This is a genomic window from Streptosporangium sp. NPDC000239 (assembly GCF_040300765.1).
Lineage (GTDB): Bacteria > Actinomycetota > Actinomycetes > Streptosporangiales > Streptosporangiaceae > Streptosporangium.
In genome coordinates this window covers 1,031,291-1,053,479 of sequence record NZ_JBEPEI010000001.1, presented here as the reverse complement: position 1 = coordinate 1,053,479, position 22,189 = coordinate 1,031,291, and the positions used below count along the sequence as shown (strand labels likewise).

Here is a 22,189-nt window from a genome sequence, read left to right as displayed (position 1 = left end):
GGGGCTTCCTCCTGCTCTACCCAGAGACGCGCAAATCACCGTCGCGACTCGCGTCGGCACCCAGGTCACGACGACCACGTGGCCGGTGTGCGTCGGCGTCGCGACCTTCATCACACGCTTGCTTGGAAAACCTGGAGACCCTGATGATTCGTGACTGGTTCCGCAGCCGGGCCGCCCTGATCCGCCGCCTCGACGCGGCCGACCGCCTCCTGGAGGAGGCGCGAGAGGAGGCTGCCAAGGAGGCCTCCGCCTCGGGAAGGGCTCGGGGGACGATCCTTCGGCAGGCGGAGACGATCCGCACCTTGGAGGCCCGGCTCGACCTCTTGCAGCGGGCGAACATGGCACGCGACCGTGTCCGGTAGGTGTTGGCCGTTCACGCACCGGTGGGTGTCGGTCCCGATCGTGGCCGGTGGCCGGCCAGTGCAGCAGCGGTGCGCGCGGTGCGGCAAGACGAGGGTCCGCGTCCAGTAGTGCCCGGTTTCGCACATCCATCCGTGTAGCAGGATGTAGCAAGTTGTAGCGTCTTGAATCGTGTTGGAGCGTGATGTAGCGTGTTTCCTGCAGGCGCCGATCAGCGCCTCCCTTCCCCCGGATCCCAGGAGCCCGCCATGCTCGCGCAGCGTCTCACCGTCCCCCAGCTGCTCGCCTCCGCGCCTGTCAGTCGGTACGCCGCCGAGCTGACGGGATGCGCCGAGTACGGCGTCAAGGGCATCTTCCGCGACGGCGACGGAGTGCTGGAGGTGCGGGTCTACACCGCCCCCACCGGCGCCACCCCCTGGCGTCGTGAGCAGGCCGTCCAGCAGGTGGAGACGGCGCTCCAGCACCAGCGGGCCCGGGGCCTGCTCGACGACGCGCAGCTCGTCACCCGGGTGCAGGGCGGCCCGTGGCGGCCCGCGATCGCTATGTGACCCCACCTTTGGCACGGGGGGTTTCCGGGGAGCACGAGACCCCGCCCCGCAGACCCCCGCCCCCCCTTCTTCAGCGAACCCAGGAGCCCAGAAGCAATGACCACCAGGACCAGCGGGTTGGAGTACGCGGCCCGCTACACCCACACCTACCGGGACGGCCGCACCATCACCGTGACCAGCGTCCACCACGAGACCCCCGACGACCAGGAGTGGGCGCTTGAGCGGGTCGCCGAGATGGTGCGCGCGCAGCAGGCGCTCGGCCGCCCCGTGAACGCGCACCTGCTCGTGCGGCGCGCGGCGACCGACTGGAAGCCCGCGCAGATCACGCCGATCAGCATCGCGGACCTCACGCAGTCGCAGCACGACGGATGGGCGTGCATCACCTGCGGAAAGCAACGCGTCGTCGAGGAGCCGATGGTGCCTGCCGGTCGGGTCCCGGCCATGGACGGCGGCCCGTCGTGGCAGGTGTTCCGGTGTGTGGACTGCCCTCCGCGCGAGGTCATCGGCGCGATCCCCACCCCGACGACTGTCGACCCGGCCGACGTGCCGGTCGAGCTTGTCGAGGTGGTTCTGCGGCAGCGCGGCCTGGCCGCGTTGTTCGCCGACACGGGGAAGATCCGCGCCGAGCTCGCTGAGATCCTGTCCGTCGCCCGCCACGTGGCCGGTGTGCTGTGACCGCCCCTGACATGATCACCTTGACGGAGATGCGGCCGGACGGCTCCAGCCTCGTCCAGACATGGCTGATCTCCTCCGCCGACAGGGCTTTCCTCTCCCGCACCTTGAGGAAGATCATCGGTGACCCGTCCGCCGAGACGATCGCCACCGCGGACGCAGTCCAGACGATCAGCGAGATGACCCAGACCTCCCCGGGCATCATCACCGACTTCCGGGACACGCTCGACGTCCCGGCTACCGACGACGACCAGCCGGTTTACCCTGCGCCCGGCAGCGAGATCCCCGAACAGCCCGGGTACGTCGTCGGCACGTGCGGCCATCGGGTCGCTGGCAGCGAGTGGCGGGCCGGATTCCACACGTGCGAACGCTGCTCTGGGAACTGGGAATGAGCACCATCTCGCCGCGCGTCGCCGCGCAGCAGGCCGAACTCGACGCCCTCATCGAGGGCGCCATCACCAACGCCCCCCGCAGCCTGCAGACCCGCATCGGCCCGTCCGAACTCGGCATCCCGTGCGACCTGCGCATCGGCTACAAGCTCGCCGGGCACCCGGCCGTCAACGTGTCTCAGCCGTTGGCGTGGAAGCCGTGGATCGGGACCGCGGTCCACGGCCAGTTGGAGGAGTTGCTGGCCCGCGCCAACATGGCGCGCCCCGAATGGGCTGAGACGGGGGCGGACCGGTACCTGCTTGAGGAGCGCGTCACCGTCGGCGGCGTGAACGGCGACGACATCTCCGGCAACTCCGACTTGTACCTCGACGGGGTCGTGTGGGACTGGAAGATCCCCGGCGGCTCGACCCTCCGCAAGTACAAGGCGTCCGGGCCCGGCGAGCAGTACCGCGTGCAGGCGCACCTGTACGGCCTCGGCTGGGAACGGCGCGGGGCCCCCGTGTCCGACGTCGCCATCTACTTCCTGCCGCGCGACCAGGAGTGGAAGCAGCGCTACCTGTGGTCGGAGCCGTACAACCGGGCCGTCGCCGAGGCGTCCCTGTCGCGGGCGGACGGCATCGCGAAGCTCGTGACCGCGCTCGGCCAGGCCGCTTTCCCTCTGCTTCGGCGCCGCGAGTCGTGGTGCCGGTCCTGCCCCTGGTTGCGGCCGGGGGCCACTGATCTCGCCACCGGTTGCGGTGGTGACCCCGACGCCCTCACCGAGGCCGCGTCGGAACTGTCTGACCTCATCGCCCAGTAGCAACGAATCCAAGGAGCACAGATCATGACGACCCCGTTCACGATGGACGCCAACGCCTTCCTCATGGGCGGCGGCATCCCGTCCGCGCAGTTCCCGACCATCGGCACCACCGTCAGCGGCCCGATCACCACCCCTCCGACCGTTGAGCAGCAGAAGGACCTCGACAGCGGCGAGCCGAAGTTCTGGTCGGACGGCAAGCCGATGATGCAGATGGTCGTCACCGTTCAGACGTCCCTGCGTGACCCGCAGATCGTCGACGACGACGGCCAGCGGAAGTTCTACATCAAGGCCAAGCTCCTCGACGCGGTGCGTACCGCTGTCCGTCAGGCGGGCGCCCGGGGCCTGGAGGTCGGGGGTGTTCTGTCCATCACCTACGTCGCTGACGGTGAGGTGAAGAAGCGCGGCCACAACGCGCCGAAGATCTACACCGCCGCCTACGCGGCGCCGTCGGCTGTTCAGGCGAACGAGTTCCTTCAGGGTGCCCCGCAGGCCCCGGCGACCGCGCCGGGACCGATCGCACAGATGCCTCAGCAGGTCGCGCAGCGCGCCGAGGCTATCTACCAGGCCGCGCAGACGACTCTGGCCGCCCAGCCCGCGCCCGCCCCGGCAGCCGCCGCGTGGACGCCGCCGCCCGGGACGAGCCCCGAGCAGGCCGCCGCGCTGGCCGCGCTCACCCCCGAGCAGCGGGCCACGCTCGGCTTCGCCTGACCCTCCTGAACTCCGGTGTCCGCTCCCGTGGCGCGCGAGGCCGCGGGGGCGGGCACCGGCCCCTCCCTTTACAAAGAAAGGTTCCACCGTGAGCAACGTCCCTGAGTGGGTGGCTGGCCTGACTCCTGAGGAGCTCGTCGCGGTCCACGCCGAGGAGGAACGCGACGAGTGGGCGGAACGCGGCGAGGACATCGAGGTCGACGACTTCAACGACGACTACTACGACCTGCACGCTTCCTGACCCTCTTGATCAGCCCCCGTGCGCCGAAAGGGGAAGCGGCGCACGGGGGCTCCCCCCTTTCCTCCCCTGCCCGACCAGCAGACACCCAGGGTGCGAGTCCCTGGGGCGGGCGCTCAGCACCACCCGCACGACCGAGAGGGGCCCACCATGCGCACCACCCACAGGACACCTCTCCACGGCGAGGCGGCCGCGTGAGCGTCCCCCTCGAACCTCCCCTCACCCGCAGCGCCGTCGTCGGGCACGCCATCAACTGGGGGAAGCCGCTCACCACCGGCCCCCGCTACGTCCGCACCCCCGGAATGAGCCGCTGGCACCGGCCCCGCCATGGAGTCCGCTACCCGCACGGCATCTCCTACGGACTGTGGTGCGGGCAGGCCGCCCGCGACGACGGGCGCCTCCTCACCGCCGACCAGCCTCCCGCCGGGGACGCGGTGTGCGGCACCTGCGAAGGGCGGGCGATCGGCGCCGGACAGGACACGCAACCCGACGGCAAGGCTCTCCTGTTCTCCCCTGCCCGGCTGGTGCCTCCGAAGAAGTGCCCGGGGTCCCGCACCGTGTGGTGTGAGGAGCTCGCCTGGAACGTCGGCCGGTGCCTCGTGTGCGGCCACGTGTGCCCTATGCGGTCCTCCGGCGGCCCGTACAACCCCCGGTGGGGGCTCACCACCCACCCGCCCGGCCCCGACCTGATCCCGGGGTGTCCTTTCCACGCGTGGCGTGAGCTGGGTGTACAGGACGGCCGAGTGTCATGCCGGTGCACGCACAACCTCGGAGGCCAGGCGTGACCCTCTCCATCCCCCTCATCACGCCCGACCACGACACCATCAAGGCCGCCCTCGCCTACGCGGCCGCCGGATGGTACGTGCTGCCCGTCAACCGGGCCACGAAGCACGCCGGGTCAGTGCTCGGCAAGGGCTGGCCGTCGAAGTCCAGCCGAGACCCGCAGACCATCGCCGTCTGGTTCGCCGGAACCGACCACGCTCTCGCCCTCCACGTCGGCCGGTCCGGCGCAATCGCGTTCGACGTCGACCGGCCCGACGCCCTACCGCCGCTCCTCCGGGCCGCGCTCCTCACCGCCCCCGGGCCGTTCCAGTCGACTCGGGAGCATGACGCCGAGCGTGGCCACTACCTGTACGCCGCCCCAGACGGCCGCACCCTCGGCAACTCCACCGGCGGCCTCGGCAAGGCGTGGGGTGAGGTGCGCGGCAAGAACGGCATCATCGTCGTCTCCCCCAGCATCCACGAGAAGGCCGACCAGGGCGGCCGGTACGAATGGGTCCGCACCGGGGCGCTGCCCGAGCTGCCGCCTGCGTTGGCCGGCGAACTGCCCGACGCGGGCGACAGCAACGACGCGGCGACCGACCGTGAGGTGAAGGCGTTCCTCGACCGGCACACCGCCGGTACGCGGCCGGAGTTGCTCGCTGGGCTGACCACCCAGTTCCAGAGCGCGCTCGCGACCGGCGAGTCCCGGCACGGGATCGCGCTCCGAGCGGCGGCCGGGGCGATGCGGGAAGCCGCGGCCGGTCTGTACCCGGCGTTGGACGCGGCCGCCGCCCTGTCCGGGGTGTTCATCACGGCGATGGCCACCTCAAGGGACGGGACCGAACGGATCCTCACCGCCCGTCAGGCGCAGACGGAGTTCCTCGGCGTCCTGTCGTGGGCGGTCGCCCAGGTAGCTGTCGCGGACCTGGCCGCAGTGCGGGCCGACGTCGACGAGCGTCTCCCCCACGATGACGACTTCTCCGACCTGATCGCGCCGACCGGGCCGGGTGCTCAGGGTCCGCCCCCTTTCGCGACGGACGGCGCCCTCGCCACCGTCCACCAGCTCCACCCCACGCCTGACCCGACACCCCCAGCCGCGGCCGTCGACGGCGCGGAGGAGCTCGACCTGGAGGCGCTCGCCTACGAACGTGAGGTCGCCCACGAGCTCCGCAAGATCCGGGTGCGTGAGGAGGCGGCCCGGAGGGCGAAGAAGGCGCGCGCCGGGAACGTCGTCCCGCCTGACATCACCCTGCTGTCGGACTTCCTCGCCGTCGAAGACGAACCAGTGCGGTACCGCGTCGACGGGCTGTGGCCGGTCGGCGGACGGGTCATGCTGGCCGCCCAGTTCAAGGCCGGGAAGACGACCACGGTCGGGAACCTCGTGCGGGCGCTGGCCGACGGGGTGCCGTTCCTCGGCAAGTTCGACGTCACCCCACCGTCCGGGCGGATCGTCATCATCGACAACGAGCTCGACGCGCGGATGCTCCGCTCCTGGCTCCGCGACCAAGGCATCACCCGGACCGACGCCGTCGGCATCCTCCCCCTGCGCGGCCGCCTGTCGTCCTTCGACATCCTCGACCCGCAGACCCGCACCGAGTGGGCTGACCGGCTGCGTGCCCTCGGCGCGACCGTGGTGGTGCTGGACTGTCTCGCTCCTGTGCTCGACGCCCTGGGCCTGTCCGAGGACAAGGAAGCGGGCCGTCTCCTCGTCGCGATCGACGAACTTCTGAAAGAAGCAGGAGTCGAAGAAGCGATCGTGATTCACCACATGGGCCATTCCGGTGAGCGGTCCCGGGGTGCTTCCAGGCTCCGCGACTGGCCCGATGTGGAATGGCGACTCGTCCGGGAAAAGGACGACTCCGGAGAAACGAATCCCGCCGCGCCACGCTATTTCTCAGCGTACGGGCGAGACGTCGATGTGCCCGAGTCGCTTCTTTCTTTCAACCCTGCGCAGCGGCGCCTGGAGCTCGCTGGAGGGTCCCGTAAGGACGCGAAGACCGAGTCGGCCGCGGGCGCCATCGTTGAGTGGCTCACCCTCTCTCCGCACGCTTCAGGGCGTGCGATCGAGGAGGCGTTGGCCGACGAGCACCCTCAGAAGGCGATCCGTGACGCCCTCAAGTCGCTCATCCGGGCGGGGAAGGTGGTCGTGGTGGACGGGCCGAGGAGGGCGAAACTGCACTCTGTCTCTTCCGAGTGCGTCAGTGCGTCAAGTGCGTCACCAGTGCGTCAACGCACTAGTAGTGAGTGCGTCAGTGCGTCTATAGGAGACGCACTGCACTCACTACACGCGGACCCACGCGACCCCTCGGATCTCATAACGCACTCCCAGCCGTCCGAAGTGATCGTCGACGGTCTCCGCATCGACCCCACCACCGGCGAGATCCTCAACCCCGAGGACGCCCCGTGATCCCCCCCTGGCTCCTCGCCCGCTCCGGCGGGCAGCTGCGCACCGCAGGCATCACCCAGTGCCCCCACTGCCGGGTCCCGGTCCTCCGAGGCCTCGACGCCGAAAAATGTGCACTCCCCGTCCGGGCCGATATCAATCCGATCGACGAAATGGGGGAAGCGGTCGCACTTCTCCAAGGCCGCGCGACTTACGACCTTGTCGGCAACGCGCAGAAAAAGGAGCTCGAGCACCGCTATGAGTGGCACATAAGGAATCCCCGTCGATATCCGGTACTCGCCGCACATAAATGCGGCTCACCCCTGCCCGCTATTCCTGCCCGCGCGCCTGAAATCCTCACGGAGGCCGAAAGCAATGACGCCCCCTTCTGAACCCCCACCACCCCGACGGTCGTAGGACGCGACGTTAACCACCGCCGCCCGCCACCATCGCTCCCGTCCGATCCGAACCATCCAGGGGGACCTCCCGTGCACCACCTGCCGACCGTCGTCGCCACCGACCTCGAATGGGCCTCCTTCTACGCGGCCGACCTCGTCGAGGCACGCTTCCCCGGCACCCCCAGGCCACCCCGCCCCAACCTCATGACCGCCGAGGCCCGAGAGCTCCGCGACCAGCTCGCCCGCGTCGAGCGCGTCGAGCGCGTCGCCGTCATGCCCGGCGAGCACCCCGCCCCTGTCGACCTCGACGTGGTGACAGCGCTCAACAACCTCGCCATCGAGGCCTACACGTGCGCCGCCATGGTCGCCCAGGCCATCATGTGCCCGACCCCGGCGCCGCCGGCCACCCTGCAGGCCAACGTCGGGCCGCTGCTCGACTTCGCCGCCCGCCACCTCGTCGAGGCCGACTTCGTCGACCCGGGCTTGGCCGAAGACCTCGCCCCCCGAGCCCGCCGCATCGTCAACACGCTCGCCCACCACCTCGACCTCTGGCCCGACGGACACGTCCTGCGCATCACCTGCCCCTGGTGCCCCACGGACGGCCCCCAGGCGGCCGGAGACGGCCAGTGGACGCTGCGGGTGCGGATCATGCCCGGCGATCAGATCGCGATCGTCTGCGAGGGTTCCTGCGAGCCTCCGGGCAAGGACGTGACGACCTGGTGGGGCGGGCGACCGTGTTGGCCGTTGTGGGACTGGGCGTGGCTCGCCAAGCGACTCCAGGCCGCCTGAAAACCAGATCCCCGAACCCCCCACACTCCTTATCCGACCTAGGTAAGGTAAGGGGCATGGAAGGAACCAGCGGACCCGTCCGCATCACCAAACCCCTGCTCGACGTCCTCGAAACCCTCATCCAGGCCCACCGTCAGGGCTACGAACTGCACGGCTGGGCCATCATCAAGGCCACCGGCCGAACCGGCCCCACGATCTACGGCGTCCTCGACCGCCTCGAAGACGCCAAGTGGATCGAAGGCCACTGGGAGGACAAGAACCCCGACCCCACCAAACCGCCCCGCCGCTTCTACATCCTCACCGGCACCGGCGCCCCCGCAGCCCGCACGCTACTCGCCGAACGCCGCCCTGAAGCCCTCCGGCCTCGACCGGCCACTGGCAGCATCTTCCGTGGCCTGCTTGACACGATTTTCGCCGGAGGTACTCAGTGAGCGGCTGGGAAATCTTCCTCGGCATCGCCCTAGGCCTCATCGTCAACGAAGCCTGCGAACTGTCCCCCTGGGCGGCCCGAAAACTGGTTCAGTGGTCCGCCCGTGCACGCTACCCCGACCCCGAGCGCGCCGAGACACGCGCGGCTGAACTGGTGTCGTTGATCGAGGAACGACCGGGGAAGCTACTCAAGCTATGTTCAGCTATGGGGTTCTTTGGCGCTGCAGCATGCATGGCACTTCAAAGAAGTTTATTGAATCAACTTCAGACAGCATCAAAAAAAATACAAGAATCATTCATGTACGATTCCCTTAAATCTGCTTTTGGAGTATACGTAGAAATCGCCATCAGGATAATAGTTCGCGACAAAGAAAGGCGGAAGAGAATTCGTCGATATTATTGGGATACATATGCCCCCAAGGATCCCAGAAACCGAAAAGCATCAATAGCGATGCTTAACCGCCTGGGCAGAATAGGCTTGGTTGACACTAAGCCTGTGGATAACGCATAATTTGAGGCACGCGCAGCATGCGCACACGCCAGCCCCGCCACCGCGCGGGGCTTCGTCATGTCCGGGGGTGAGCACGTGTGCCCCGAGCAATCCCCGACGACGTCCGCGACGCCATCCTCGACAGCATCCGCGCAGGCGGCAAACGCAACGCGATCGCCCGCCAACACGGCGTCAGCGTCGGCACCGTCACCAACATCGCCCAACGCGCCGGACTGACCGGCGCCTTTGACCGGTCAGCCACGAAAAACGCGACAGAGGCGAAGAAGGCCGACAACGCCGCGCTGAGAGCGTCGACGTCGCGCCGCTTCCTGGAGGAGGCGAACCGGTTCCTCGACGACCTCCACCGGCCCGCGCTCATCTGGAACTTCGGCGGTAAGGACAACACCTTCAACTCCAAGGAGTTGCCCGAGCCGCCGACGGCCGACAAGCGGAACCTGATCGTGTCCGCGGCGACCGCGATCGACAAGCACCTCGCCGTCGAGAAGCACGACAACTCCGGTGAGTCGCACGCGGCCGTGGACCAGTGGCTGGAAGGGATGACGGGCCTGTGATCGTCTCCCCGCTCGTCGGCAAGCAACGTGAGTCCGTGCACCTGGCGACCGCCCGCCTGAACGTCTGGGACGGCTCGGTCCGCTCAAGCAAGACGATCAGCTCGCTGATGAAGTGGCTCAAGTTCGTCCGCACCGCCCCCGCCGGACCGCTCCTCATGGTCGGCAAAACCGAACGCACCCTGAAGCGCAACATCATCGACCCCCTCGTCGAGATGCTCGGCGAGAAGCGCTGCAAGTTCGTCGCCGGAGCCGGAGAACTCCACCTCCTCGGCCGCGTCATCTACGTGGCCGGCGCCTACAACGAAGGCTCCGAGGACAAGATCCGCGGCCTGTCCCTCGTCGGCGCGTACGTCGACGAAGCGAGCACGATCCCCGAGTCGTTCTGGGTCATGCTCCTCACCCGACTGTCGATCCCCGGCGCGCAGCTGTTCGCGACCACGAACCCCGACGGCCCACAGCACTGGTTGAAGGTCGGCTACCTCGACCGGGCCGCGCTGTGGCTCGACCATGACGGCCAGCTCCACCGCAACGACGACCCGAACGTGCTCAACCTGCACCGGTTCTCGTTCAAACTCGCCGACAACCCGAGCCTCACCGCCCAGTACGTCGCCGACGTCTCCAGCGAGTTCACCGGCCTCTTCTACCGGCGCCTCATCCTCGGCGAGTGGTGTCTCGCGGAAGGCGTCATCTACGAAGCGTGGGACCCGGCCCGCCACGTCGTCCAGCAACTACCGGCCATCGCACGGTGGCTGTGCCTCGCCCTCGACTACGGCACCACGAACCCGCTCCACGCCCTCCTCATCGGCCTCGGCGTCGACGGCCGCCTGTACGTCGGGCACGAGTGGCGGTGGGACTCCAAGAAGCAACGCGGGTCGCTGACGGACGCCGAGTACTCCGAGCGGCTCCGCGCCTGGATCACCGGCCTCGGCATCACCCCGGAGTACATCATCGTCGACCCCTCGGCGAAGAGCTTCCGTGTGCAGCTGCACCGCGACGGCTGGACGAGCACGCTGGCCGACAACGAGGTCGTCGACGGCATCCGGCAAGTCGCGTCCCTGTTCGCGACCGGCCGGCTTCTCGTCTCCGCGGCCTGCCCCGAACTCATCCGGGAGATCCCCGGCTACGCGTGGGACCCGGACGCGTCGGAGAAGGGCGAGGACAAGCCCATCAAGATCGGTGACCACGGTGTGGACGCGCTCCGGTACGGGGTGCGGACGACGAGGGCGATCTGGGGGCCGTTGCTCGCCGAGCCAAGCAAGGCCGCGTGAGCACTGCTCTACTCAGCCGTAACCTTCGGGAACATGAATTCCCGGTAGTTGACTTCAAGATCCACAATGGTTCAAACTTCAGGCCGTAAGGGCTAGCATGACGAGAGACGGAGAGGGCCCCGCACTCAGCCTGTCAGCAAGAAGTGCGGAGCCCCGGTGAGGGAGGGCCAGGGTCGACTACCTGGCCCCACCCCCATTAACCAGCCAATCGATGGCGATAAGAACCGCCCGCATCGCGAGCACGATCCACTCACCACCGCCCGCCTGGCGACGTCGCTTACCTCGTGCCACGACCCATCCCTTCACGGCCCAGGACTGTGACTTCGGTGGATCGACCGAACTGGGTCGCAACCGGTCGATCCCATGGGACAGCCGACCGGTTCAGGACGAATCGCTTGGGTTGGCGATAGATCAAGCCTAAAGCCCTCCCGCGGTCGCATCTGGCCCGATCAATCGGCGAACGCGTTTTCGGTCACGCCGTATATGACCGGTTGGGATGCCGTAACAAATCGGACATTCCACCTTCGGCTTCACCCTGTCGACGGTTCCTTGACCTGCACTCAGCAACCGAAACTTGCGCTGTGACGTGCGTCACATTTTCCCTGATTGAAATTTAAAGGACATTGCATGCCGCTGCCGAGCGGCGGCACCTGGCCGCCCCAACACCTCAACCCCATCTACCAGCACTACAGCGTCCTCGACGCCTGGTACCGCGGAGACCCCGACCGGCTCGCCGACCTATACGGCGACCCTGCCGCCCACGGCCTCCCCGCCAACCGCCCCAGCCAGTACCGCGGCGGCATCCTCGGCAAGGCCGCCCGCTGGTTCTGGGGTGAACCCACACCGGCCGGCCAGAAGCAAGCCAAAGTCCACCTGCCCGCCGCATCCGACCTCGCCACCATGGGCGCCACCCTGCTCTACTCCGAGCCGCCCACCATCACCGTGGAGAACGCGGCCACCCAGGAGCGCATCAACGACCTCCTGCCCTCCCTTCAGGCCACCCTCCTGGAAGGCGCCGAAGTCGGAGGCGCGCTCGGCTCCTACTACCTGCGCAGCGTCTGGGACCGTGCCGTCGCCGAGAAGCCATGGATCAGCGCGGTCCACGCCGACGCGTGCGTCCCCGAGTGGCGGCACGGACGCCTGTACGCCGCCACCTTCTGGCGCATCATCCAGCAGGACGACACCGAGCAGCTCATCCACCTGGAACGCCACGAACCCGGCTACATCCTCAACGGGCTGTACCGCGGCTCACCCGGCAACCTCGGCGACCAGGTGCAGCTCACCTCCCGCCCGGAGACGAAAGACCTCCCACCCGTCATCCAGACGAAGCTGCCTCGGTGCACCGCGGTGCACGTCCCGAACATGCGGCCGCAACGGATGTGGCGGCACTATCCCCCAGGGGCGCCGCTCGGCCGGTCTGACTACGACGACGCGATCATCGGGCTGATGGACAAGCTCGACGAAACGTGGACGTCATGGATGCGGGACATCCGTAACGGTCTGGGCCGCATCCACGTCCCCAGCAGCTACCTGCAGTCGAACGGGCCTGGGAAGGGCGCGTTCTTCGACACGAACCGTGAGATCTACGAGGCCATGAACGTCCTCGGCGGCGACGACCGCATGGAGATCTCCATCAGCCAGTTCGCGATCCGCGTGCAGGAACACAAAGACACCCAGGCGGAACTGCTCGACGCGATCCTCCGCGCATCCGGCTACTCTTCCCAGTCCTTCGGCTTGCACGGTGAGGTCGCGCAGACCGCGACCGAGGTGTCAGCGAAGGAACGCCGATCCTTGACGACGCGCGGCGTCAAGGGCCTGTACACGATCCCCGAGCTGCAGACCATGCTCGACATGCACCTGCAGCTGGAGGTCGCGCTCGGCTTCTCCCCGGACATCACCCCGGAGAGACCGTCGATCGTGCTGGCCGACAGCGTGGTTCCGGACATGCTGCAGCTCGCCCAGACCGTCAACTTCCTCCGGCAGGCCGAGGCCGCCAGCGACGAGACCCTTGTCCGTATGGTGCATCCGGACTGGGACGAGACCGAGGTGCAGGCCGAGGTGGAGCGGATCGCCGACGCCCGCCCGAAGCCAGCCCCCGACCCGTTCGCGCTCCCCGACGAGATGACGGGCCCGGACGAGGGCGGGGATCCGGGGGCGCAGGACGGGCCTCAAACATCTGAGGGTTCTCGCTGAAAGTCGCCACATCGGAAAGCGCCGTCGGCTACGGTTCTCTCAGACGGCAAGCCAGTTGCTCAAGTCGACTTCATAGTCCTTGCAGCTGGGCCATAGTGATCCTCGGGTAGCAGGCCATCGCGTCTGCTACCCGGGGACGGGCACTTCTCCGATCGGCCTCTTCTGATCCTGGATTCATGCCTGCGAGGAGGTCCTCCTCGTGGCCGTCGACCAGGACCTCCTCGACCAAGTCGCCGCCAGCGTGGCCGACCTCTACCGGGAGGTCGAGGCCTCGCTCATCAAGACGGTGGCCGACGAGCTCAAGCGCGACTTGATCGCGCCGACCGCCGAGGTGAAGTTGGACGCGGTCCGGAAGCTCCGGCGCGCCGGGCTCGCCGTCTACGAACGGCTCCAGAAGACCAAGTCGGCCACGATCCGGGAGGCGATCCGGCAGGCGTACCGGGACGGCCGCGCCTCCGCTCTGACCGGCCTGCCCGTCAGCAAGGCCATCCGCGACGACGCTCGCGACGCGATGAAGCAGACGCCCGGGGCCGCGATCATCGAGAACATCGCCAACGCCCTGCACCGTGACCTCGGTGTCGTCGAGGGCAACATCTTGAGGGCGCCGGAGGATGCGTACCGACGAGTCCAGGCCGCGACCGCCGCCCGGATCGCCCTCGGAACCACGACCCGACGTCAGGCGTCGCAGGCCGCGTGGGCCCGCCTGGTGGACCAGGGGATCGTCGACTTCACGGACCGCGCGAACCGGCGGTGGCGCCTGTCGAGCTACGCGGAGATGATCGGCCGCACCAACGCCCAGCGCGCCGCCGTGCAAGGCCAGATGGACCGCCTGAAGTCGGTCGGGATCGACCTCGTCGTCATCTCCAACAACACGCAGGAGTGCAAGGTCTGCAGGCCGTACGAGTCGAAGGTGCTACGCAGGGACTCCGGGCCGATCGGGAAGATCCGCGTCCCGCACGCCACGAAGGACGGCGAGACCGTCGAGGTGACCGTCGTCGCGACGCTCGACCAGGCCCGCGCGAAGGGTCTGTTCCACCCGAACTGCAGGCACAGCGCGAGCGCGTACCTGCCCGGCGTCACCAAGCTCAAGACCGCGACCGCCGACCCCGAGGGCGACGTCGCCCGGCAACGCCAGCGGTACCTGGAGCGACGGATCCGGGCCGCGAAGGAGCAGGAGCTCGCCGCGCTCGACGAGACCGCGAAGAAGGCTGCCCGTACGAAGGTCCGGGCTGAGCAGGCCGCGCTCCGCGACCACCTCAAGGCCCACCTCGCGCTCAAGCGCCTGCCGTACCGGGAGCAGGTCGGCGCCGGCAACGTCCCCGGTCCTGAGGGGCCGAAGGGCGGCCCCGTCGCCGACATGCCGCCGAGCACGCCTCCTCCCCCAGTGGAGGACGCCGCCCTGAAGCAGGCGAAGGCCGCGCAGACCGAAGTCGAGGCGAAGGCCGCGAAGGCGAAGGAGGAAGCCGAGGCCGCCGCGAAGAAGGCCCAGGCCGAAGCGGAAGCCAGAGCGAAGGCCGAAGCCCTCGCAGCCGAGAAGCGCGCCGCCGCCGAGGCCGCACGCCGCGCCACCGAAGAAGCCGCTCGTCGAGCTGCGGAGGAAGCGACCAGGCGGTCCGCCCCCGGCATGCGGAACGGGTTGCGCCACCACAGCAACGCCGACGGCCTGGAGTGGGCGCGCGAACACCTCCCCACGCCGGAGAACCTCACCGAGGCCGAGAGGAAGGCCGTCTTCCGGTACACGGAAGAGGCCTACATGATGGTCAACGGCGGCTTGCGTGGCCAGCCTGTCCCCCACCGCGACCGGTACAACCAGCTCCTCGAAGGCCTCGACAGTGCCTTCAAGAAGACCAAGCTCCCCGAGGCGGTCGTCCTCCACCGGGGAGTCGGTAAGCGCTTCGCAGACTTCCTCGGCGCGAACATCGACGACCCCGACACGATGGCCGCACTGGTCGGCAAGACGTTCGTCGAGGCCGGGTTCATGTCCACCTCGGTCGGCGAATCCGCGGCCCTGCCTGGCCAGATCTACATGATGATCCGGGCCCCGAAGGGCTACGGCGCTCTGAACGTCATGGGCACGTCGGAGGCTGACGAAGACGAGCGTGAGATCCTGCTCCGGCGTGGCGCGCACTACGTGGTGCACGCCGCCTACCAGAAGAAAGGCGTCTGGTTCGTCGAGGTCGAGATCGTTCCTGACGGCTGGTCCCGGCCGGACGGGTGGACGCCGACTCCCTTCGGCGACGCGGACGAGGGCTACACGAGCGGAGGGAAGCCGAAGTGACCAGCCATGGCCGGTGGGCTGACGACCCTCAGCCCACGAACGTGGACAGCCCGCCGACCTACTCAGCGGAGGCGGTGGGTGCCGTACGGCGCGCGCCGCTCCACGACCACGACGGGCAGCTGCTGGGCCACGTCTGGACCGACGACCTCGCGGCCGCCGGATTCCAACCCGCTGAGCAGGCCGGGCCCGCAGGGGTGCAGGCGGGCGCGTACGTGTGGACCGTCCTGTCCGAGTGCCACCGCCGGGACATCCCCGCGGCCGAGCTGCTCGACCCGATCCTCTACTCGCCCGCCTACGGGCTCCGGCCTTAGCCGATCTCGCACCAACCGCCCTTCTCGATCAGGGCCACGATCTTCTCGGCGTCCGCCGCGTCGATGTGGGCGTCCCCGCCGTTGAACCGCAGGCCCGTGTTTATGATGACCGTCTTCCGGTCCTTGCCCGCGAGCAGGTCCGAGCAGGTGTTCCTCGCCCGGTCGATCGACCGTGCCTGATCCAGCCCAGGGTTGATCTCCCGTAGCCCGCTCAGTAGGTCTTCGGTCTGCTGCGCGTTCGGCTTCGGGATGCCCGACACGAACGGCGACAGCGTATCCGTCGTGACCATCGGCACAGGAACGCTAGTTTCATCCCCGCCGCCGTCCGCCACCTTCAGCTCTCCGCTGTCCAGCAAGGACACCAGGCCGCCCAGTAGGGCCAGCACTCCGATCAGCACAGCGACCGCAGCGACTGCCCTGCCTTTGCCGCTCTTTCGTGGAGGTGGCGGTGGGCTTGGATGCCTTCCAGGTGGAGGGCCCATCGGCGGGCCGGGAGGCGGCCCGTACATCGGCTGCGTGCGCGGTAACCCAGGCGGAGGCCCCTGCGGGGGCTGCTGAGGATGCATGCCGCGCACCATACGCCCCACTTCGAACTTCCCGTCGTCATCTCATGGCGACGGTTGCTCAACCGAGACCGCCCGGAGCGGTCCACCACCACCCCGGTCGGCCAGGTGCCGGCCACCACCCCCGCGCTCCCCAGGAGGGTTCGCATGACCACACCCACCCCGCCCCCGGCCACCGACCCGGGCCAGCCCGCTCCCGGCCAACCGGTCGCGCCCGCGGCCCCCGCGCTGACGACTCCCCCGGCCGCGCCCCCGGTCCCGCAGCCACCGACGTGGACCCCGCCACCGCCTCCCGTCATCGACGACGGCGGTCTCGACGACATCTCCAAGCTGCCGAAGAAGTGGCAGAAGGAACTGACCGACGCACGCAGCGACGCCGCGAAGTACCGCGTGCAGGCCCGGACCGAAACCGTCCTCCGCCACGCCTACACCACGGCCACGGAGCACGGCGTCAACCCAGCCGCGCTCCTCGGCAGCACGGTGTTCGCCGAGTTCGCCAAGGCCCTCGACCCCTCGGCGGAGGACTTCCCGGCCAAGCTCGCCGACGCCATCAAGAACGCGCTGGCGGCGAACCCGTGGATGGCCGCCCAGGCCGCGAACCCGGCCGCGCCGACTGCCCCGCCCGTGCCGCCCCAGTCTGGCGGCGACTTCTCCGGCTCCGGCGGCCACCAGACGCAGAGCCTCGACCAGCAGATCGCCGAGGCGGAGAAGAACCGCGACTTCGCCACAGCGATCGCGCTCAAGCGGCAGCGCGCCGCCCTCACCCAGACACCACCCACTTCTTAGGAGTAAACGATGGCGGGGATCACCGGCCTCGGCACCACCTTCAACCTGCCCAACTACACGGGCGAGCTGTTCGCGCTCACGCCGGACGACACCCCGCTGCTCTCCTCAATCGGCGGCCTCACCGGCGGCGGCCAGACCACCAGCACGGAATTCGAGTGGCAGACCTACGACCTCCGCGACCCCTCCCAGCGGGTCAAGGTGGAAGGCGCCGACGCACCCACCGCTGAAGAGCGGGTCCGGGCCAACGTCAAGAACGTCGTCCAGATCCACCAGGAGAAGGTGTCCGTCTCCTACACGAAGCAGGCCGCGACCGGGCAGCTCGCCTCCCCGCAGTCGGCGCCGTTCAACCACCCGGGCGGCGGCCCGAACGGCGTCCCGAACGAGATGGACTGGCAGGTCCAGCAGGCCCTCAAGTCCATCGCGCTGGACGTCAACTGGTCGTTCATCAACGGCCAGTACGTGCTGCCCACCACCAACTCGACCGCGCGGCAGACCAAGGGGCTGCTCGCCGCCATCTCCACGAACAGGATCGCGAAGGGCACCTCGGTGACCGGCGCGACCTCCGCAACGGACACGATCACCTCGACCGGCCACGGCCTGGTGGACGGCGACAAGATCGTGTTCACGGCGGTCGGTGCGGCGACCGGCATCATCCCCGGCCGCCTGTACTACGTCGATCAGCAGGACGCTAACAGCTTCAAGGTGTCCACCTCCGGCGGCGGCACGGCCATCACCCTCGGCACCGCGACCGGCATCGCCTTCACCAAGCCGTGGGCGACCGCCCTGAGCGTGGACCACCTCAACGACCTGGTGCAGCTCGGCTACGACAACGGCGGTTTCTCCGAGCAGACCACCGCGACCTTCCTGGTCAACAGCGTGCAGAAGCGGGCCATCACCAAGGCCGCCATGTCCGCCTACGGCCAGTACACCGAGACCTCGCGGACCGTGGGTGGCGTCAACGTCACCACCGTCATGACCGACTTCGGCACCTTCAACATCATGCTCGACCGGCACATGCCGCAGGACACCATCGCTGCCGTGTCCCTGGAGCAGCTCATGCCCGTCTTCCTGTCGATCCCCGGCAAGGGCGTGTTCTTCGAGGAGGCCCTCGCCAAGACGGGCGCCTCGGACAACGTGCAGCTGTACGGCGAGATCGGCCTGAAGTGGGGCAACGAGCGCGCCCACGCGGTCATGACGGGCCTGAAGCTCTGATGGCCACCTACGTGAGGGCGACCGGCGGGCACGTGGCTGAACGTGTCCAGCCGGAACCCGGCAGCGAAGACGAGGCGCGCCTCGACGAGCTGGTCGCGGACCCGACGTCCGGGTGGCGGCGGGTCGAGGTCGTCGAGCCGCCCCGGAACCCCGAGGTGCCCACCGGGCGCCCCGCTCAGTCCGCGCCCAAGGCGACGTGGGTGGAGTGGGCGGTCGGGCACGGCATGGACCGGTCGATCGCCGACGGCCTCACCAAGACCGAGCTCATCGGCCTGGCCGACCAGATCGACCCCGACCCTGAGGAGGACTGATGGCGCGTACTCCCATCACCGCCCCTACCATCCCGACCACCGCAGGCACCGCCGTCACCCCCGCGGCCGCGCCAGTGGACGGGATCGCGATCCCGAACAACGGCCGGCGGGCACTCCGTGTCACCAACGGCGGCGGCACTTCCATCAACGTCACCGAGAAGTTCGGCCCGGCCGCCCAGGTGGACGGGGTCGCCCCGGCTGACCGGAGCGTCGCGGTCGCCGCGGCGGCCACGAAGTGGTTCGGCCCTTGGGGCGGCGAGTACACGCAGGCCGACGACGGGTCCGTGCACATCGACTTTTCCGGGGTGACCTCGGTGACGTACGAGGTCGTCGAGTTCAACGCCAAGTAGAGGCGTTCCTTGATCGCGCGGGTGGGCGGTGCTGGAGGGGGGCCGCCCACCCGCGTACCAACACCCCTCCTCGAATCCCGAGAGGACGCTCTGTGCGCCTGACCGACCCCGTAGCCGCATTCGTCGTCAACGCCATCACCGACCAGGCCGACCCCGGCGAGGTCGTCGACTACGAGGTGCAGTTCGAGCTCGCACCCCGGCCCGGCGGCTACAACCCGTCGCTCGTCGTCATCCTCGTCGGCCGGAACAGCAGTGAAGCGCCGGTGATGGCGCCGCCCGCGACCATCAACAGCGCCATCACCACGCAGGCCGCGATCGACACCATCGTGGCCAACGCGCTGACCTGGATCCGCGCCCAGTAACACCATCGAGGGGGTGTGCGGTGACCACCATCACCAACACGGTCAAGGACGCGTCCGGCGCCCCGGTCTCCGGTGTGCAGGTGACCGCGCACCTCGTCGCCGCGTCGGGCTTCCTCGCCGGGGGCGGGGAGATCGTCAAGGAAGTCTCGACGGCCTCGGCGGCCGATGGAACGTGGTCGCTGACCCTCACCCCCACAGAGTCGCTCGCCTACCCTGACGGCGCCTACTACGTGGTGTCCGAGGGCGAGCGACGGCACACCATCACTGTCCCCGCCACAGGGGAACACAATGTCGCTGACGTGCTCGTTTCGATCCCTGGCGTCCGGGCCGACGTGGGTCTCACAGTCACATCTGGAGATGCCCGGTACGAGCTGGCGGCGCGACGCGGACAGCCCAACGGATACGCCGCCCTCGGCGCGGACGGGCTCGTCCCTACGAGCCAGCTGCCCGCCGGGAGCGGAGGCGACGCGGTCTCCTCGGTCAACGGGAAGACCGGCGTCGTCGTGCTCGGAGCGGGCGACGTGGGCGCTTCCACCGCAGCTCACACGCATACCGGCGCCTACGATCCGGCGGGCACCGCCTCGTCGCTGATGACCTCGCACACCGGCGCTGCTGACCCTCACCCGCAGTACCTCACGAGTGCGGAGGGGGCCGCTGCGTACGCCCCGACGGCTCATTCCCACGCAGGTGGGGACATCACCAGCGGAGTTCTCACGGTGGCTCGGCTCCCGGTCGGGACGACCTCTGGGACCGTCGCTGCGGGGGACGACTCGCGGATCGTCGGAGCCGTGCCGAAGAGCACGGTGACCACGAAGGGCGACCTCCTCGCGGCGACCGGAAACGCAACGGTCGCCCGTCTCGGCGTCGGCAGCGACGGCCAGGTGCTCACCGCCGACGCTGCGCAGACGTCCGGCCTGAAGTGGGCCGATCCCCCGAGCGGCGGTGGCGGGTCGGGTGGCGGCCCCGTCTACCCCTTGTCCGCGTACGGCCTGCTCGCGGCGTCCGGCGATCCCGAGACCTTCATGCTGGGGTCCGGTGCCTCGGCCAACACGATCCTGGGCAGCCGCATGGAGATCCCCGCCGGGGTCACCATCACCCGCCTCTGGGCGGCCGTGCGGGCGGGCGGCACCTACGCGGCCAGCGCGGTCCCGAACAGACTCGGTCTCTACACCGACGAAGGGGTCCTGGTCGCCGCGACCGCGGACGATTCCACGCTGTGGACGGCCGCCGGATGGCGCGGAGGGGCCCTCGTCGGCGGCCCTATCGCCGCCCAGAGCACGCCGCGCATGGTGTACATCCTGCTGATCTTCGGCGGCATGTCTGACCTGGTCATGCCGTACCCGGCGAGCGCGAACGATGCGCAATCGAGCTGGTTCTGCCGAGGCCCGTCCGCTTCGGGCCCGCGCCGGGCTTTCTACACGGGTGCGGGCGGCGGCGGCTTGCCCAGTTCCTTCAACCCGGCCAGCTACGGCACGGAGACCACGTATCTCAGCCTGGTGGGGGTGACATGACGTACGCGACCGTGGACGACCTCGCCGCCTACCTCTCCACGCCCCCCACCAACGCCCACCTGCTCCTGACCCGAGCGTCCCGCGTGGTCGACCAGGCGCTGCTGTGCGCCGTCTACGACCCGGACGACGCCGCGGTGCAGACCGCGCTCCGGGACGCCACGTGCGAGCAGGTCGCCGCGTGGGCCACGGCCGGTGAAGACGGGTCCGGCGTCACCCCGATCTACAGCACCGTCACGATCGGGTCGGTCACGCTCGGCGGCCGATCCTCGGGCGGCGGCACGAACAGCGGAAGCGCCGCCTCGTCCGGCCTCGCCCCGCAGGCTTACGCCGTCCTCCAGGCCGCCGGGCTCACCGGCCACGCACCCCAGACCTGGAGCTGCTGATGGGCGCCATCCCCGACTGGCTCCTCCGCCACACCGTGCTGATCGAGCCCCTCACGGGGGAGGGGCCGTTCGGCCCCGAGTACGGCTCGCAGACCCCCATCCGCTGCTTCGTCGACGCCAAGCGCAGGTTGGTGCGGGACGCCGAAGGCGCCGAAGTCGTGTCGGAGACGACCATCTACATGCCGCTCGACACGACCTGCCCGGCCGGGTCCCGGGTCGTCATCGGCGACCGCGCCAGCACCGTCATCATGGCCGCGCGGCGCGACGGCGGAGGCCTGCCGACCCCGGACCACCTTGAGGTCGTACTCCAGTAGGGAGGCCCGTGATGCCGCAACGCTCTCAGCTCAAGCTGGACGGTCTCGGCAAGGTCGACCAGGCCGTGCACGAGGCCGCGGCCGACGGCCTGGAACTGTGGATGGAGCACAACCTTCAGGTGAGCCGCGATCAGGTGCCCCACGAGGAGGGGACTCTGGAGCGGTCGGGGGTCGCGTCCGTGGATCGGGCCAGCCTGACCGGCGCGGTCTCCTACGACACCCCGTACGCCACGATCCAGCACGAGCGCCTCGACTTCCAGCACGACGGTGGCCGGAAGGCGAAGTACCTGGAAGATCCGTGGGACTCCGAGGCGAAGGTCGGTCTGGAGATCGTGGCTGCGCAGGTTCGGCGGGCCCTCCAATGAGCTGGACCACCGCGCTTCTTACCGCGATCGCCGAGCAACTGCACGCCGCGGGCGCCGGCGTCTGGCGGCTGAACGGGCCAACGTACACCGAGGGTGAAACGGCGATCGTGTTCGGCCGCCTCCCCACCGAGCCCGATCGGGCCATCGCCCTCGCCTGCTACGGCGTGGACCAGGACGCCGACGACCCGGTCAACACCGACGGCACGATCGGCGTGCAGCTGCGCATCCGTGGCACCAAGGACCCCCGGGTCGTCGACGACATCGCCGACGCGTGCTTCGACACCCTCCAGGGCTGGACGGCCCCGGCCGCCGGAATCCTCCTCATGACCCGCCGTATCCAGGCCCCGATGGGCACCGACGGGAACGGCAGGTGGGAGCGGGCCGACTCCTACCGCCTCCTCACGCATCACCCGACCACGCACCGCCCCGGATAAGGGAGAACAC

Annotated in this window: 29 protein-coding genes; 28 read left to right on the top strand and 1 reads right to left on the bottom strand. The window is 69.1% G+C overall.

Annotated elements, in window-relative coordinates; all coding sequences use genetic code 11:
* The first annotated feature begins 143 nt into the window (after nt 1-143).
* The 18 genes from ABT340_RS04815 to ABT340_RS04730 all read left to right on the top strand — a co-directional run bounded on the left by ABT340_RS04815 (nt 144) and on the right by ABT340_RS04730 (nt 15,588).
* Nucleotides 144-362, top strand: a complete 219-nt coding sequence (locus tag ABT340_RS04815; protein ID WP_352009296.1) for a hypothetical protein — start codon at nt 144-146, stop codon at nt 360-362.
* A gap of 246 nt (nt 363-608) precedes the next feature.
* On the top strand, nt 609-908 hold the full coding sequence (locus ABT340_RS04810) for a hypothetical protein (RefSeq protein ID WP_352009295.1): 300 nt from the start codon (nt 609-611) through the stop codon (nt 906-908).
* Nucleotides 909-1,004: 96 nt separating this feature from the next.
* Nucleotides 1,005-1,583, top strand: a complete 579-nt coding sequence (locus ABT340_RS04805; protein WP_352009294.1) for a hypothetical protein — start codon at nt 1,005-1,007, stop codon at nt 1,581-1,583.
* 29 nt (nt 1,584-1,612) lie between these two features.
* Nucleotides 1,613-1,972: a hypothetical protein gene (locus ABT340_RS04800; protein ID WP_352009293.1), complete on the top strand. Its 360-nt coding sequence runs from the start codon at nt 1,613-1,615 to the stop codon at nt 1,970-1,972.
* Complete coding sequence (locus ABT340_RS04795; protein ID WP_352009292.1) at nt 1,969-2,769, top strand: hypothetical protein; 801 nt, start codon at nt 1,969-1,971, stop codon at nt 2,767-2,769. The genes ABT340_RS04800 and ABT340_RS04795 overlap by 4 nt, the downstream gene beginning before the upstream one ends.
* 24 nt (nt 2,770-2,793) lie before the next feature.
* Nucleotides 2,794-3,477 carry a hypothetical protein gene (locus ABT340_RS04790; RefSeq protein ID WP_352009291.1) on the top strand — a complete coding sequence of 228 codons (684 nt, stop codon included), beginning with the start codon at nt 2,794-2,796 and terminating at the stop codon, nt 3,475-3,477.
* An 88-nt stretch (nt 3,478-3,565) separates the two neighbouring features.
* On the top strand, nt 3,566-3,718 hold the full coding sequence (locus ABT340_RS04785; protein ID WP_352009290.1) for a hypothetical protein: 153 nt from the start codon (nt 3,566-3,568) through the stop codon (nt 3,716-3,718).
* Nucleotides 3,719-3,909: 191 nt separating this feature from the next.
* Complete coding sequence (locus tag ABT340_RS04780; protein WP_352009289.1) at nt 3,910-4,500, top strand: hypothetical protein; 591 nt, start codon at nt 3,910-3,912, stop codon at nt 4,498-4,500.
* The gene (locus tag ABT340_RS04775) at nt 4,497-6,884 is read left to right on the top strand and encodes an AAA family ATPase (RefSeq protein WP_352009288.1); all 2,388 of its coding nucleotides are present in this window, start codon (nt 4,497-4,499) and stop codon (nt 6,882-6,884) included. The genes ABT340_RS04780 and ABT340_RS04775 overlap by 4 nt, the downstream gene beginning before the upstream one ends.
* A complete protein-coding gene (locus ABT340_RS04770; protein WP_352009287.1) occupies nt 6,881-7,252 on the top strand; it encodes a hypothetical protein in 372 nt (123 codons plus the stop codon). Before ABT340_RS04775 ends, ABT340_RS04770 begins: the two co-directional genes overlap by 4 nt.
* 96 nt (nt 7,253-7,348) lie before the next feature.
* Nucleotides 7,349-8,047: a hypothetical protein gene (locus ABT340_RS04765; RefSeq protein WP_352009286.1), complete on the top strand. Its 699-nt coding sequence runs from the start codon at nt 7,349-7,351 to the stop codon at nt 8,045-8,047.
* A gap of 56 nt (nt 8,048-8,103) precedes the next feature.
* Nucleotides 8,104-8,478, top strand: a complete 375-nt coding sequence (locus tag ABT340_RS04760) for a PadR family transcriptional regulator (protein WP_352009285.1) — start codon at nt 8,104-8,106, stop codon at nt 8,476-8,478.
* Complete coding sequence (locus ABT340_RS04755) at nt 8,475-8,987, top strand: hypothetical protein (RefSeq protein ID WP_352009284.1); 513 nt, start codon at nt 8,475-8,477, stop codon at nt 8,985-8,987. Before ABT340_RS04760 ends, ABT340_RS04755 begins: the two co-directional genes overlap by 4 nt.
* Nucleotides 8,988-9,064: 77 nt before the next feature.
* Nucleotides 9,065-9,538, top strand: coding sequence for a hypothetical protein (locus ABT340_RS04750; RefSeq protein WP_352009283.1), 474 nt, complete (start codon nt 9,065-9,067; stop codon nt 9,536-9,538).
* Nucleotides 9,535-10,806: a PBSX family phage terminase large subunit gene (locus tag ABT340_RS04745; RefSeq protein ID WP_352009282.1), complete on the top strand. Its 1,272-nt coding sequence runs from the start codon at nt 9,535-9,537 to the stop codon at nt 10,804-10,806. The genes ABT340_RS04750 and ABT340_RS04745 overlap by 4 nt, the downstream gene beginning before the upstream one ends.
* Nucleotides 10,807-11,433: 627 nt before the next feature.
* The gene (locus ABT340_RS04740) at nt 11,434-12,999 is read left to right on the top strand and encodes a hypothetical protein (protein ID WP_352009281.1); all 1,566 of its coding nucleotides are present in this window, start codon (nt 11,434-11,436) and stop codon (nt 12,997-12,999) included.
* Nucleotides 13,000-13,198: 199 nt separating this feature from the next.
* Nucleotides 13,199-15,277, top strand: a complete 2,079-nt coding sequence (locus ABT340_RS04735; RefSeq protein WP_352009280.1) for a phage minor capsid protein — start codon at nt 13,199-13,201, stop codon at nt 15,275-15,277.
* Nucleotides 15,274-15,588, top strand: a complete 315-nt coding sequence (locus ABT340_RS04730) for a hypothetical protein (protein ID WP_352009279.1) — start codon at nt 15,274-15,276, stop codon at nt 15,586-15,588. Before ABT340_RS04735 ends, ABT340_RS04730 begins: the two co-directional genes overlap by 4 nt.
* On the opposite strand, the gene ABT340_RS04725 is transcribed toward ABT340_RS04730, so the two are convergent.
* Nucleotides 15,585-15,974, bottom strand: coding sequence for a hypothetical protein (locus ABT340_RS04725; RefSeq protein WP_352009278.1), 390 nt, complete (start codon nt 15,972-15,974; stop codon nt 15,585-15,587). The two genes, ABT340_RS04730 and ABT340_RS04725, sit on opposite strands and share 4 nt — an antisense overlap.
* 324 nt (nt 15,975-16,298) lie before the next feature.
* On the opposite strand from ABT340_RS04725, the gene ABT340_RS04720 reads away from it, so the two are divergent.
* The 10 genes from ABT340_RS04720 to ABT340_RS04675 all read left to right on the top strand — a co-directional run bounded on the left by ABT340_RS04720 (nt 16,299) and on the right by ABT340_RS04675 (nt 22,179).
* Nucleotides 16,299-16,937, top strand: coding sequence for a hypothetical protein (locus ABT340_RS04720; protein WP_352009277.1), 639 nt, complete (start codon nt 16,299-16,301; stop codon nt 16,935-16,937).
* Between the two features lie 9 nt (nt 16,938-16,946).
* Nucleotides 16,947-18,149 (top strand): SU10 major capsid protein, encoded by a 1,203-nt coding sequence (locus tag ABT340_RS04715; RefSeq protein WP_352009276.1) that lies wholly within the window; start codon nt 16,947-16,949, stop codon nt 18,147-18,149.
* Complete coding sequence (locus ABT340_RS04710) at nt 18,149-18,460, top strand: hypothetical protein (RefSeq protein ID WP_352009275.1); 312 nt, start codon at nt 18,149-18,151, stop codon at nt 18,458-18,460. Before ABT340_RS04715 ends, ABT340_RS04710 begins: the two co-directional genes overlap by 1 nt.
* A complete protein-coding gene (locus ABT340_RS04705; RefSeq protein WP_352009274.1) occupies nt 18,460-18,810 on the top strand; it encodes a hypothetical protein in 351 nt (116 codons plus the stop codon). Before ABT340_RS04710 ends, ABT340_RS04705 begins: the two co-directional genes overlap by 1 nt.
* Nucleotides 18,811-18,902: 92 nt before the next feature.
* Complete coding sequence (locus ABT340_RS04700; protein WP_352009273.1) at nt 18,903-19,172, top strand: hypothetical protein; 270 nt, start codon at nt 18,903-18,905, stop codon at nt 19,170-19,172.
* A gap of 20 nt (nt 19,173-19,192) precedes the next feature.
* Entirely contained in the window at nt 19,193-20,683 is a 1,491-nt protein-coding gene (locus ABT340_RS04695; protein ID WP_352009272.1) for a hypothetical protein, read from the top strand.
* Complete coding sequence (locus ABT340_RS04690; protein WP_352009271.1) at nt 20,680-21,066, top strand: hypothetical protein; 387 nt, start codon at nt 20,680-20,682, stop codon at nt 21,064-21,066. Before ABT340_RS04695 ends, ABT340_RS04690 begins: the two co-directional genes overlap by 4 nt.
* On the top strand, nt 21,066-21,380 hold the full coding sequence (locus ABT340_RS04685) for a hypothetical protein (RefSeq protein WP_352009270.1): 315 nt from the start codon (nt 21,066-21,068) through the stop codon (nt 21,378-21,380). The genes ABT340_RS04690 and ABT340_RS04685 overlap by 1 nt, the downstream gene beginning before the upstream one ends.
* Nucleotides 21,381-21,391: 11 nt before the next feature.
* Complete coding sequence (locus ABT340_RS04680) at nt 21,392-21,745, top strand: hypothetical protein (RefSeq protein ID WP_352009269.1); 354 nt, start codon at nt 21,392-21,394, stop codon at nt 21,743-21,745.
* Nucleotides 21,742-22,179, top strand: coding sequence for a minor capsid protein (locus ABT340_RS04675; RefSeq protein WP_352009268.1), 438 nt, complete (start codon nt 21,742-21,744; stop codon nt 22,177-22,179). The genes ABT340_RS04680 and ABT340_RS04675 overlap by 4 nt, the downstream gene beginning before the upstream one ends.
* The last annotated feature ends 10 nt before the right edge of the window (nt 22,180-22,189 follow it).

Bases quoted from the DNA above. Each gene is read 5' to 3' on its own strand.
- ABT340_RS04715 (WP_352009276.1), top strand. From the start codon at position 16,947: ATGGCGGGGATCACCGGCCTCGGCACCACCTTCAACCTGCCCAACTAC.
- ABT340_RS04740 (WP_352009281.1), top strand. From the start codon at position 11,434: ATGCCGCTGCCGAGCGGCGGCACCTGGCCGCCCCAACACCTCAACCCC.
- ABT340_RS04790 (WP_352009291.1), top strand. From the start codon at position 2,794: ATGACGACCCCGTTCACGATGGACGCCAACGCCTTCCTCATGGGCGGC.
- ABT340_RS04795 (WP_352009292.1), top strand. From the start codon at position 1,969: ATGAGCACCATCTCGCCGCGCGTCGCCGCGCAGCAGGCCGAACTCGAC.
- ABT340_RS04690 (WP_352009271.1), top strand. From the start codon at position 20,680: ATGACGTACGCGACCGTGGACGACCTCGCCGCCTACCTCTCCACGCCC.
- ABT340_RS04760 (WP_352009285.1), top strand. From the start codon at position 8,104: ATGGAAGGAACCAGCGGACCCGTCCGCATCACCAAACCCCTGCTCGAC.
- ABT340_RS04815 (WP_352009296.1), top strand. From the start codon at position 144: ATGATTCGTGACTGGTTCCGCAGCCGGGCCGCCCTGATCCGCCGCCTC.
- ABT340_RS04675 (WP_352009268.1), top strand. From the start codon at position 21,742: ATGAGCTGGACCACCGCGCTTCTTACCGCGATCGCCGAGCAACTGCAC.
- ABT340_RS04685 (WP_352009270.1), top strand. From the start codon at position 21,066: ATGGGCGCCATCCCCGACTGGCTCCTCCGCCACACCGTGCTGATCGAG.
- ABT340_RS04720 (WP_352009277.1), top strand. From the start codon at position 16,299: ATGACCACACCCACCCCGCCCCCGGCCACCGACCCGGGCCAGCCCGCT.
- ABT340_RS04800 (WP_352009293.1), top strand. From the start codon at position 1,613: ATGCGGCCGGACGGCTCCAGCCTCGTCCAGACATGGCTGATCTCCTCC.
- ABT340_RS04810 (WP_352009295.1), top strand. From the start codon at position 609: ATGCTCGCGCAGCGTCTCACCGTCCCCCAGCTGCTCGCCTCCGCGCCT.
- ABT340_RS04805 (WP_352009294.1), top strand. From the start codon at position 1,005: ATGACCACCAGGACCAGCGGGTTGGAGTACGCGGCCCGCTACACCCAC.
- ABT340_RS04680 (WP_352009269.1), top strand. From the start codon at position 21,392: ATGCCGCAACGCTCTCAGCTCAAGCTGGACGGTCTCGGCAAGGTCGAC.
- ABT340_RS04710 (WP_352009275.1), top strand. From the start codon at position 18,149: ATGGCCACCTACGTGAGGGCGACCGGCGGGCACGTGGCTGAACGTGTC.
- ABT340_RS04705 (WP_352009274.1), top strand. From the start codon at position 18,460: ATGGCGCGTACTCCCATCACCGCCCCTACCATCCCGACCACCGCAGGC.